The organism is Sporolactobacillus sp. Y61 (assembly GCF_040529185.1).
Classification (GTDB): domain Bacteria; phylum Bacillota; class Bacilli; order Bacillales; family Sporolactobacillaceae; genus Sporolactobacillus.
In genome coordinates, this window is the sequence record NZ_CP159510.1 from 2,527,124 (window position 1) to 2,538,975 (window position 11,852).

12 protein-coding genes are annotated in these 11,852 nt (G+C 44.5%); 2 read left to right on the forward strand and 10 right to left on the reverse strand.

Translation table 11 applies throughout. From position 1 onward, the window contains the following. Nucleotides 1-243: 243 nt before the first annotated feature. On the forward strand, nt 244-987 hold the full coding sequence (gpmA, locus tag ABNN70_RS11990; RefSeq protein WP_129928869.1) for a 2,3-diphosphoglycerate-dependent phosphoglycerate mutase: 744 nt from the start codon (nt 244-246) through the stop codon (nt 985-987). A gap of 427 nt (nt 988-1,414) precedes the next feature. Here the strand turns inward: gpmA and ABNN70_RS11995 are convergent, their stop codons facing one another. The 5 genes from ABNN70_RS11995 to ABNN70_RS12015 form a co-directional block, all read right to left on the reverse strand. After that, entirely contained in the window at nt 1,415-2,809 is a 1,395-nt protein-coding gene (locus tag ABNN70_RS11995) for an amidase (protein WP_353947920.1), read from the reverse strand. Between the two features lie 136 nt (nt 2,810-2,945). Beyond that, nucleotides 2,946-3,137, reverse strand: coding sequence for a FeoB-associated Cys-rich membrane protein (locus ABNN70_RS12000; RefSeq protein WP_165364253.1), 192 nt, complete (start codon nt 3,135-3,137; stop codon nt 2,946-2,948). A gap of 20 nt (nt 3,138-3,157) precedes the next feature. Further along, nucleotides 3,158-5,155: a ferrous iron transport protein B gene (feoB, locus tag ABNN70_RS12005; RefSeq protein WP_129928867.1), complete on the reverse strand. Its 1,998-nt coding sequence runs from the start codon at nt 5,153-5,155 to the stop codon at nt 3,158-3,160. Further along, nucleotides 5,152-5,391 (reverse strand): FeoA family protein, encoded by a 240-nt coding sequence (locus tag ABNN70_RS12010; protein WP_353947921.1) that lies wholly within the window; start codon nt 5,389-5,391, stop codon nt 5,152-5,154. Before ABNN70_RS12010 ends, feoB begins: the two co-directional genes overlap by 4 nt. A gap of 393 nt (nt 5,392-5,784) precedes the next feature. Then, complete coding sequence (locus ABNN70_RS12015; RefSeq protein WP_353947865.1) at nt 5,785-7,113, reverse strand: IS1380 family transposase; 1,329 nt, start codon at nt 7,111-7,113, stop codon at nt 5,785-5,787. A gap of 231 nt (nt 7,114-7,344) precedes the next feature. On the opposite strand from ABNN70_RS12015, the gene ABNN70_RS12020 reads away from it, so the two are divergent. Next, nucleotides 7,345-8,418 (forward strand): ATP-binding protein, encoded by a 1,074-nt coding sequence (locus ABNN70_RS12020; protein ID WP_353947922.1) that lies wholly within the window; start codon nt 7,345-7,347, stop codon nt 8,416-8,418. Nucleotides 8,419-8,531: 113 nt separating this feature from the next. Here ABNN70_RS12020 and ABNN70_RS12025 read toward each other — a convergent pair whose 3' ends face one another. From ABNN70_RS12025 to ABNN70_RS12045, 5 genes are all read right to left on the reverse strand, one after another. After that, nucleotides 8,532-8,825 carry a YxcD family protein gene (locus ABNN70_RS12025; RefSeq protein ID WP_129928864.1) on the reverse strand — a complete coding sequence of 98 codons (294 nt, stop codon included), beginning with the start codon at nt 8,823-8,825 and terminating at the stop codon, nt 8,532-8,534. Continuing rightward, nucleotides 8,813-9,256 carry a hypothetical protein gene (locus tag ABNN70_RS12030; RefSeq protein WP_129928863.1) on the reverse strand — a complete coding sequence of 148 codons (444 nt, stop codon included), beginning with the start codon at nt 9,254-9,256 and terminating at the stop codon, nt 8,813-8,815. Before ABNN70_RS12030 ends, ABNN70_RS12025 begins: the two co-directional genes overlap by 13 nt. A 162-nt stretch (nt 9,257-9,418) precedes the next feature. Continuing rightward, nucleotides 9,419-10,606 carry a MalY/PatB family protein gene (locus ABNN70_RS12035; RefSeq protein WP_353947923.1) on the reverse strand — a complete coding sequence of 396 codons (1,188 nt, stop codon included), beginning with the start codon at nt 10,604-10,606 and terminating at the stop codon, nt 9,419-9,421. Further along, complete coding sequence (locus tag ABNN70_RS12040) at nt 10,590-11,000, reverse strand: MerR family transcriptional regulator (RefSeq protein ID WP_353947924.1); 411 nt, start codon at nt 10,998-11,000, stop codon at nt 10,590-10,592. Before ABNN70_RS12040 ends, ABNN70_RS12035 begins: the two co-directional genes overlap by 17 nt. 449 nt (nt 11,001-11,449) lie before the next feature. Beyond that, on the reverse strand, nt 11,450-11,614 hold the full coding sequence (locus tag ABNN70_RS12045) for a hypothetical protein (protein ID WP_353947925.1): 165 nt from the start codon (nt 11,612-11,614) through the stop codon (nt 11,450-11,452). Nucleotides 11,615-11,852: the final 238 nt, after the last annotated feature.

Below are 11,852 nucleotides of genomic sequence, written 5' to 3' on the forward strand. Positions count from 1 at the left end.
TCACAGAGTTTTTACAGATGAAAATGTGAAACAGAAAAAAAAGCATGATATAATGAACGGGTGTAGAGATTCATCGGGTCTGTCATACCATGCCGCTTGACGTCGATGAACGTGTAAAACAAAAGAATATCGCCAATACTTTGAATGAATGTCTGGTAAAACAGGAAGGCGAAGATATCGTCGAAATACACCGTAACTTTCCGGCGATCCTTTTTGAAAAAATGAGAGGAGTGATTTTACCTGATGGTTAAACTTGTATTAATCCGTCATGGACAAAGTGAATGGAACCTGGAAAACAGGTTCACCGGATGGACTGATGTTGACTTAACGGAAAAAGGTGAACAGGAAGCGACAGAAGCCGGTGAAATTCTGAAAAAAAACGGTTATACCTTTGACTTTGCCTTTACATCAGTACTCACAAGAGCTAATCACACGCTCTGGAATGTGCTTCATGCATTGGACCTCACCTGGATTCCTGTAAAACATACCTGGCGTCTGAATGAACGCCATTACGGTGCTTTACAGGGCCTGAACAAAGCAAAAACAGCAGAAAAGTACGGTAAGGAACAGGTACATATCTGGAGGCGTTCTGCTGATGTACGGCCACCTGCTCTTGAAAAAACAGACGAGCGCTATCAGGCACAGCTTCACGATCCAAGATATGCTGAACTGTCTGAAGCTGAACAGCCACTCACCGAAGACCTTCTGGATACGGTTGACCGCGTTCTGGTTTACTGGAATAAAGAAATCGCTCCAAGAATTAAAGAAGGTAAGAAAGTGGTTATTGCAGCACACGGTAACTCGCTGCGCGCACTGGTTAAACATCTTGATCAGGTTCCAGCCGATCGTATTATCGGACTGAATATTCCTACCGGCACACCGCTCGTTTATGAGCTGGATGAGAATCTACAGCCGCTTAACAGATATTATCTTGGTGCAGACGGACCACTTGATAAAGAAGTACTTCCATCTGCCGAAACAAAATAATATCATCTTCTCAGGCACTTCCGTGTTAATGGAAGTGCCCTTTTCTTTATATAGTCAAAAATTCTATGGATGATCGTGCAGAGAAAACGCTGGCTCAACCGGCAAGTTTTTCTTCATAAAGACATCTGGAAAACCTGCTGATCGATAACCAGATTCCTGTTTTCGGAGAATTAAAACGCTATGAAAAAAAAGAAACAGTCTCCAAATAAAATGGAGACTGACACGTTCGCCATACCCGTCCGGCCATCATCCCCGGTACGGATGCTACATTCATTTCCGGTAAGGGCAGACCGGAAATATTGTAGTCGGAACGCTCTGATTATAGCTGGGTAAAAAATCCTGAGTGCAAATTGATGGGCAAATCAAAATCATCTACAATCAAAATTGTAACCCTTTTCAGTACATATGTAAAGGCTCTCATATTGATTTATTTATCTTTTCCTGCAAGAGTCGTCATATTGACCATGGATTCAGCCCATTTTGCAAACTGGAAAAGACATCTGTCCTGAAGATGGCCGGCGATACATTGCATGCCGACCGGCAGACCTGCTCTTGTCCGGCCTATTGGCAAAGAACAGGCAGGTTCTCCAGTAAGGTTGACAGGACTTGTCATCATCCAGTCGGATTCGGGATTAATCGGTTGCCCATTAACCGAGGACGGCCCTTCCTCATTATAGGGGTAAGCCACAGCAGCAAGTGTCGGAGAAATGAGCACGTCGAAGGATTGAAACTGTTTCTGAAACATACGCCACAGATAAGTCCTGTACGCGTTCATTCCCAGATATTCTTCAACCGTGGCATCCTCTCCTCTGTGAATCATTGAAATCAGGGATGCCGATAATTGGTCTTTGCAGTCACGCATCATTTTTTTTGATTGAACGGCCAGTCCAATCATCCAGAGGCGATTGAAATACCGGACGTAATCGCTCAGATTCTTTTTCATTTGAATATCGGCGGGCTCGACAATTGCCCCTTCTTTTTCCAGTTTATTCAATGTCGTGTGAAAAATCTGTCGTATCTCTTCATCAACAGAATACATGCCAAAATCCAGGGTATAACCGACACGAAACGGCCGTTTTCTTTCAGTCAGCGTACTCGTGACAGAAGGCGTCAGCGGGTCCAGTGAAAAGGGATCCCATATTGACGGTCCCTGTATCACATCAAACATTAACGATGCGTCGTACACTGAACGGGCTATCGGTCCATAGCTGATAAACGGAACTGTGTTGGAAAAAACACTTTCCGGATGATTATCACAGGGAACTCGCCCAAAACTCGGTTTAAAGCCGAACACGCCACATAAGCTGGATGGAATCCGAATTGATCCTCCTCCATCACTGCCTTCAGCTATGGGGCAGAATCCGGCAGCAACTGCCGCCGCAGAGCCCCCACTGGAGCCGCCCGTACCGTTTTCTAAATTCCATGGATTTCTTGCGGGCGGGAAAATACGACTGTTTGTCGTTCCTTTATGCCCAAATTCAGGTGTGTTCGATTTCCCCAGAATGATTGCCCCGGCTTGCCGTAATCGGGAAACAATCGTCGCATCTCTCTCAGGTACATGATTCTTATAAACCAGACTGCCATATGTCGTTCGAATCCCCCGTGTATTCGTCAGGTCTTTAATGACTACAGGCAGGCCTTCAAGCGCACGCGCTGACCCGGAAGCATAGAGTCGTTCGGAAACAGCAGCGGCCTTCAGGGCCTGTTCTTTATTCAGTGTCACTAAAGCATTTAATTGCGGATTCAGCCGATCCACTCGTTTAAACGCACTTTCTATCGTCTCAACCGGAGACAGTTCGTTCTTTCGATAAAGTTCCAGCATGTCCGACGCCTTCAGACAACATATTTCCACCTGACCACCCTCTCTTCTATTTTTGTTAACTTAATTATTGCATAAGTTTACAATTAACAGTATAGAATAAACCGGCCAGCTGGAACAAGCCTGACCGGGCGATGAATTATCGGTTTGAAAGATCTTTTTCCCGAACAGGGACGGCAGTCTGACTCATGCATTGGCAATGCGCCTGTTCACAGGATTTTTTTAATGCACACGCTGCGCATTTCCCCTTCCGGCTCGTCTGTACAAATCTGACGAGCATCCATCCTGCATAGCCGAAAATCAACATACCGAGAATGATGCTTAATGCCATGCCCATGGTAAATCGCCTCCTTAATCAAATCCCAGTAATAAGCCCGTTCGATAAACGATAAATGTAACGAGGTAGGCCAAGACAATACAATACCCGACCGCAAACCATGTCATTCTGCCGGTTCCGGTTTCCTGTCTGATTGCCGGAACTGTCGACAGGCAGGGCACATACAGCAGAGTGAAAACCATGAAACTATAGGCCTCCAGGGGTGTAAAAGCCTGTTTTATTGACTCTGAAAGGGATATACCTCCTGCCGTATGATAAACAATACCAAGAGTTGAAACGACCGATTCTTTCGCAAGAAATCCGGTTATCAGTGCAGAAGCAGCTTGCCAGCTTCCAAAACCGAGCGGGGCAACGATTGGTGCAATCGCCGTACAAATGATGGCCAGGAAACTCTGCTCAATCGGCACGTGCATTCCGTCAGGTCCCAGATAGGATAGCAGCCATACAAGGACCGTCCCGCCAAGAATAAACGTCGTCGCCTTTTTAATGAATCCCTTAGCCTTATCCCACGTGCTTCTTACAAGCGTTCTCAGATTAGGCACTCTGTATGGAGGCAGATCGACGACAAATACCGATTGAGACGTTTTCATAAATAATGAAAAGAGCTTTGCCATGAGCAATGCGATAACGATGCTCATAGCGTAAAGTGAGAGAACAACCAGTGCCTGATAACGGGCAAAAAACACCCCTGCGAACAGACTATAGACGGTCAGCCTTGCCGAGCACGACATAAGCGGTGTGATCAGAACAGTGAGCAATCGCTCTTTAGGCTGTTCAATCGTTCGGGCAGCCATAATCCCCGGAATATTACATCCGAATCCAATCACAAGTGGAATAAAAGCTTTTCCGTTTAACCCAACCATTTGCATCACCCGATCCATAACGAGTGCAACTCTGGCCATATATCCGGAATCCTCTATCCAGGAGATAAAAAAGAAAAGGACGATGATCTGTGGAACAAAGACAAGAACACCACCTATCCCGGAAATAATCCCGTTCAGGATAACATCTCTTATCAGAGGAACAACACCCAGATTTAGAAGTAAATCGTGAGTCCATTGAGTAAGCGGACCGGCAAAAAAGCCATCAAGTATATCTGATACAGGATTACCAATCCAGTTAAACGTGGCATGAAAAATAAAATACATGATTCCGAGAAATATTGGAATTCCGAGAAATTTATTGGTGACAACCGCGTCAATTCGGTCAGTAGCAGTGTGTGACCTGGTTTCCTGCTTTTGCACAACCTCGGGCAGAATCGTTTTAATAAACTTATTTCTCTGACTGCGCATCCAGCCGGAAACCGTTGTCCCGTGTTCGGTCTGAACAGTTGTCTGAAGTTTCTCCCTGATCGATCGTATCTTCTCATACTGAGGAAAACGTCTTGCATAGGCTTCAACCGCCTGATTACCGTCAAGGAACTGAACAGCAAACCAGCGTCTGCTGTCAGCCGGCAGATCAATTGCAGACGATATATCTGAAATAGCTTCTTCTGTATTTAAACCGTAATCAATCCGAAATCCGTTGTGGTGATTTTTCACGCCTCCGGTCAGCATGTCCTGAATGACATGGCAGCCTCTTCCCGTGCGAGCAACAATCGGAACAACCGGAACGGACAGCTTTTCAGCCAGTCGCTGCGGATCGACATGGATTCCCCGATGCCTGGCAACATCCATCATATTCAATGCAATGATCACCGGATGTCCAAATTCAAGCAGGTCAATCGTCAGATTGAGATTTCTCATCAGTTGTGAGGCATCGATAATGTTTAAAGCTACTGTAAACGATTCATCCAGCAGAAAAGAAGCAACAACAGATTCGTCTTTTGATACAGGTGACATGGAGTAAATGCCGGGTAAATCAATAAGCGAACCTGCGTGGTCTTTCAATCGACCTACTTTTTTTTCAACCGTTACGCCACTCCAGTTTCCGACAAATTCATAAGATCCGCAGAGAACATTGAATAAAGAGGTTTTCCCTGTATTCGGGTTTCCAAAAAGTGCAGCCCTCAACTCTGTTCACACTCCACGAAGATGGATCTGGCTTCATTGAGCCGGATACCTACACACTGGCCACATGTTTCAAACATGCATGGGCCTCCGAATGGTAATAGTGCTTTGCAACAAACGACTTCACCTTCACTGACACCAAGATCCATGAGACGTCTGCGAGCCACTTGATTTATTTTCGACAAATCAATAATTTTTGCTTCCATTCCCGGTTTCAAATCAGCCAAAAACATGACCATGCCCCCCGGTCTTACTTCATTTTTTTGATAATGATAATTGTTATCAGTTAAATTTTAAATCAAATCCCCCACCGTGACAATGGATAAAACTGAAATATTTATTTTTACTTCTTGTGATTTTTGATAAAATACTGACTTTCATGACATGATTGTTTAAAAGATAAAATGTTTTCCTAAACCTGAATTATTCATAGCAGCTTATTTTCTATGGTTTAGGTGGTAATTTCGCAAAGGATTTTACAGATTTTTACTAAGCGAACAACTTAACGATGATTTTGAATGCCTGTTGGCCCGCATGGAACATGCGGACAGCCATTTTCTCGTTTTCAGGGCAGACGAATCCCGTCGTTTCCAACAGAAATTCTGAATTTTTTAAGATTGATGGTCTGGACACTATGCCAATGCCGGCAACCGATGGATTTGATCCAGCGTCTGCCGGAAGGCCTTTTGGTAAAGACAGTGACTGCAGAGTCGGAAAATGAGCGAACGGCCGGAATGAACGAGCCTGCCGGCAATCTTGATCAGGCGAAGGCGCACAGTATCCATACAAAGCCGCTTCTTTTTAGCGGATTTCGGCAGACAGAGCAGGCGAAACCCGGCTTCAATATTGCTTGCCAGCATACGAATCTGCAGTTTCACCGCGTTGGCTTCAAAACGGGTGCTGCTCAGCTGATCAAAGGCAAAACCGTTCTTGCCTTCCTTGATCAGGTTTTCCATCGTGCCCCGGTTTTGATAGAATTTAATGACGCGTTTAGCGGGAAGGCTCATATTCGTGACAATAAAGGTCGGTTGGAAAAAGAGCTCACCTTCCGGGCGCTCCAGTTTCACAACAACTCGCCGGGCCTGATCCCAGGAAGCCGCCTGGTACTGAAATTCACGATAAAACACGACTGGAGAACCGACTGGCATGGCGTGCTTTTTCTGACGGGCTTCCACAAGCCGCTGTGCTTTTTCAGCCAACCGGGGGTTGGCCTTCAAACGGATGGCGTAAAAAACCTCTTTTTCCTCACACAAGCTGTACAGCCCGGGAACGGCGAAGCCACTGTCTCCCCGGACGGCCAGATCCTGTCCGGGATTGAGCGAGCGATAGTGTGCCAGCACCGGACGGATAAAATCGACGACACCACGGGAGGTGTAGACATTGCCGGAACGTAGTTCGGCTTTCAGGCAGTAGCCGGTCAGCGAGTCAAACAGGAGAAGCGGATGGTAGCCGGTGTCCTGGTAATGGGCATTGTAGGCCGCGCCTTCCTGATGCCCGGCGGTCTCAAAATTGGCTGAATCCACGTCAAGCACTACCTGCTGACTGGGCCTGAGGGCATAGAGTCGATCCAGGTAAGCTTGATTGACGGCTTCCAGCGATTGAACGGTGTCGGCATCCACGCGTTGATTAAAGCGGGACAGCCGCGGTTGGGAAGCCAGGTGCTTCTTCTCAAGCAGGGTCGTAAATATGGGATCTGTTCCCAACTCATCGGCCTGGTCGTCGGTGTGATAGCCAGCCAGGTGCTGATAGATTTTCTGAATCACCACCTTTGGGTTGGTGTGCCTGGCATGAGTGACCGGATCGTTCACGTACAGTTTTTCCTGGATCAACTCACTGAGGCCAGTCTTTTCATCGAATTCTCGATAAAGTAATAAGCCGGAATCGGAAGAAAGCGCGCCGCCTGAGAAACTGGCTTTAATCTTTTTATTGAAGTGGAACGTTGATTCCTTTACACTGGACATATGAGGAGCCCCCTGTATGTTTGGTTTCGCTTAACTTAATCATACAAGGAATGAGCTCCTTTTTCATTCCCTTTTTTCACTTTTCAGGTGAAAAGTGAAAATCGCTGTAAACCTTGGTGGCTCAACGACAAGCAAAGTTCATACCGCGGGCCATGAATATTCTAGGCTAAATTTTGCATATAAATTTACAAATACCGCATTTAATTTATACTTTTATTGGGAGGATTGGATATGAATGACAGAGCCGGATTGACAGACACAGCATGTGCATACAGGGAGATCCTGGATCATACAAATGATGCAATCATTATTCTTCAGGGAGAACATACGGTTTGGGCGAACAAACCGGCAAGAAAATATTTTGCTGCTACTGAATGGACTGAGGCCAAAGAGATTTTTCTCCCTCATTTTTTAAAAAAACAGGATTTGATGAAACTGCAGAATATCATTCATCATGTCATTTCTTACGGTCAAAAGGAATCGGTTGCCACGATTCGTCTTCCTGTCATTATACCAGACGGAACGGTTATTCAGTCAGAAATTCATATTCATCCATTCACATTTCATCACACACCCCTGGTCCAATTGACAATCAGAGACATCGGAGATATAAAAAATGCTGAACTAAACCTGATGCAATCTGAAAAATTATCGGTAATTGGTGAACTTTCTGCCGGAATCCTGCATGAAATCAGAAACCCTCTGACATCCATTAAGGGTTTTCTGCAATTAATGCAGAAAGATCCTGTACCTGATAAAAATTATATTGAGATTATCCTTAATGAAGTCAACCATATAGAAAATATTGCCACCGGACTGCTTAATTTCACAAAACCTCAGCCGGAGCATTTTGTTAAACTGGAACTTGGCAGCATATTAAAAAATACCCTGTTCTTATTTGAAACCCACGCAGTCAGGAAACATATTTCCTTTGACGTGATCGGTGACGGTGACGCACATCTTATTTTAGGTGATAAAACCCAGATGAAACAGGTTTTTATAAATCTAATCAAAAATGCAATCGATGCTATTGATGATGACGGAAAGATATCCATTTCACTGATATCTGCTGATTCCCGCGAAATCATAAAAATCAGTGACTCCGGAAAGGGAATGCCTTCAACCATCATCACAAAGCTGGGTAAATCCTTTTTTACCACAAAAGTCAGCGGTACCGGACTCGGACTGATGGTCACGTTCAAAATAATTAACAACCATAACGGTAAAGTGTCTATTGAAAGTAAAGAAAACAGGGGAACGACATTCACGTTGACGTTCCCCTGTTACTCCGTTGCACGCCCTTAATTTAAGGGCGTGTCCTTATATTCTTCTATGTATATGTAAATAAAAAAAGCCTCTCAGAGGCTTTAGTGTAAAAGCTTGCCAGTCGGCAAGTTTTACTTCTCTTATTGATGATTTTAAGCACGATAATGGACAATGATCCCCAGCTGTTCGTCAAGTTCCAGTTTTAAAGAGGCTGCGAATGGGTCTGTATGCATCTGGGTATCCAGCCAGAAGCGTACGGCTTCAATAATATTTGAAGCGACAAGGACCTGTCTGCGCCCATTAAACCAGGTTTCTGCCGAGAAACCATAGTCATCATCATACATGAGTTCCACCTTGAATGCTTCAGGTGACGCTGACTTCTTATCGGCCAGAAACAGGCATATAGCGTTCACAATATCCTGTTCCTGAATGATTACCTCCTCCATGGATTACTGTCCTCAGCTCTTCTCTTTTTTGTTCGATTGGTAAAACTGCTTATGATGTAACGAATTAATGCGATAATCGCAACGATCGCAAGAATGTTAATAAGCAATCCGGCCATCATGCCGAACCCGCCGAGGTGAGATAACAGGCTGCCAAAAAGCAGACCCGACAGACCTCCAAAAATCATCCCCTTCATAAACGAACCGCCTGAGAAATTTCTTTGTGAGGTTGCCGTGCGATTCACATTGGAACGCTGCTGCTGCTTATTGCCAAATAACGAATTGGTGTTCGTTTTATTTGAGTTAAACGACTTAACTCCCGAACGGTACCCCTTTGCACTGGCCTGATTGTCATCCTGTTGAAAAACAAAATTACCGGCCGGTGTAAAAATCAGTGCAAGAGCGAGAAACGATGCCAGTATTTTTTTTAACATTTCATTTTGTCCCCCCATTTATTTATAAGCATAGATATCTCCACTTATGATTTACGAAACCGTATCGACGAGGTTTCATCGTTTTTCGTGGAAACGTGTTAATTCCCAGTATTATAATTATTCGAACGATCAACGAATATTTGACGGAACTATGAACAATTTTTATCGTTTTAATGTATCGACTGCCCTTTTCAGTTGCTTCATGGCTTTTTCGACATAGGCATGCGGACATGCCAGATTGATCCGGACAAATCCTGCACCTTCCTCTCCGAATGTGTATCCCGGATTGAGCGCCAGGCCGGCTTTTTGAACCATGAAATTTTGCAGTTCCCGCTTCCCCAGGCGGAGCCTGTGACAATCAATCCATCCCAGGTAAGTGCCTTCCAGTGGAGACATCGACAGCATGGGTAAATGATCTCGAAAAAAGGTGGATACATAATCTGCATTCCTTTTTATGTAATCAAGACATTGATCAAGCCAGGAAGATCCCGACCGGTATGCTGCTTCAGCAGCAATCATGCCTGCTGTATTCGGTTCACTGAGATTGAAGCGTCGAATCTGATTCATGTATTTTTTTCTCAATTGATCATTTGGAATGATGATATTAGAAACCTGCAGGCTGGCAAGATTGAACGTCTTGCTGGGCGCTGTGCAGATAATGGCATGTTGTTGTGCTTCTTCAGACAGACTGGCGAAGGGAATGTGATGGAATCCTTTAAAAATGAGATCACTGTGAATTTCATCTGAAACAACCAGAACATGTGAAGCAGCAGCAAGTTCTGCAACACGCAGTAATTCATCACGGGACCAGACGCGGCCGACTGGGTTATGAGGGGAACATAAGAGCATTAATCTGACGGATGGATCAGACATTTTTCTTTCCAGATCGGTAAAATTCATATGATATCGTCCACGTTCACAGACCAGCGGATTTTCAATAAGTCCTCTCCCCTGATTAATCGCAGCTTTTATGAAAGGAGGATATACCGGCGGCTGGACCAGGATCTTGTCCCCCGGTTTTGTGAACCCGTCGACAATCAGATTCAATGCTGTAACGACTCCCGGACTGTGACAAATCCAGCGTTTTTCTATCTGCCATTCATGACGCCCTTTCATCCATTCTCTGACGGATTCAAGATAACTGTCTGTCCTTTCCGTGTAACCGTAAAGTCCATGCTCCACTCTGCTTTTCAGTGCTGAAGTAACCTCGTCAGGAACACGGAAATCCATATCAGCGACCCACATGGGGAGCAAATCTTTACCGCCAAAAATTCGATCGGCCCCATCCCACTTTATCGAAGCCGAACCCCTCCGATTAATCTGTTCATCAAAGTCATAGCGTTTTGCCATAATCTTGCTCCTTTGCAGCATCTTTTCCCATTTCCTCAGGATGCAGATTCTTCAATTCAACAATTAGCTGATCAATATATGTTATTTTATCACGAATATGGGCTTCTTCTACAGCCAGAGCTGATCTTTGACTCATCAACTGTTCCAGAATATTTTGGATCAAGTGAGAAGATCCGCATCCATATGTTCTTTTCAGTGAAAAAATTTTCTGGATGGTTTTTAAAGACAATCCCATTCGTTGCATGTCTTTTATTGCCTGAAAATCTTCGACTTCCGTCTTTCTAAAGTCTTTAAAGGCACCATTCATTGCCGGCTGAATTAGCCCTAATGCCTCATAATAACGGACTGTGTCTTTCGTTGTCCGGCACAGCGTGACAAACTGACCTGTTTTCAAGTCATTCACTCTCCTTGTTGACATGGGGTCAACCCCGCGGTGTTTAATCAGATTATTCTTTTTCCTGAGGAGGAATAATCATGTTCAGTGGTTCGATATTAATGATTTACGCCCTTATCTGTCTTATCTCATGCTGGACTTTCTGGCAAAAATCAGCTTTAAAGTGGCCGCTTCTCTTATTCTTTTTTACGCACCTGGCTGGCTTTTTTACGGGTTTTCTGCTCGTCAGCCATGAAATCCCGTTGATTATGATCATTCTAGTTATATTAACACTTTTAGCAAGCAGATTTTGTATCGGGTATCTGATTTTTCATCAGGTGCATCCATGGCATCATATCTTCATTGGTCTGATTTTGCTTCTTCCCGTATTGGTCGACCGGCTTTAACCACTTTTTACATAAAAAAAGATGTCCCTCCCATGAGGAAGACACCTTCTTATTCGGTTCGGGTCAGACCAGATCACAGGCTTCGCCCGGCATCCAGTGTGGATCCTTCCCCTCCCATTTGATCAGCGTTTTTGCCTTTGAAAAATCCGATAATGTATAATTTTTCCCATCTGTTGTCGGAAGTGAAAATGAAGGCGCTTTTTCACCAATCTGCAGTGTAAATGCCACAAAAAACCCTCCCCATAACCGTATCCGTTTTTATCGTACCATCGTTTTTTGGAAATAAAAAACTTTTGCAATCGTCAAGGAGGTAAGTAAAATAAATGTGGGTGGCAGAAAAATGTGAGGGAGGGCCGCCGGGCCGGCGGCCCTCCCTCATCTCAAATTTTTCTGATCTTTTAATGCTTTTCACAAAAAGGAGAGCCCCCTTTTGAGTACAATAGAGTTGTCTAAATCTATTGAAAGG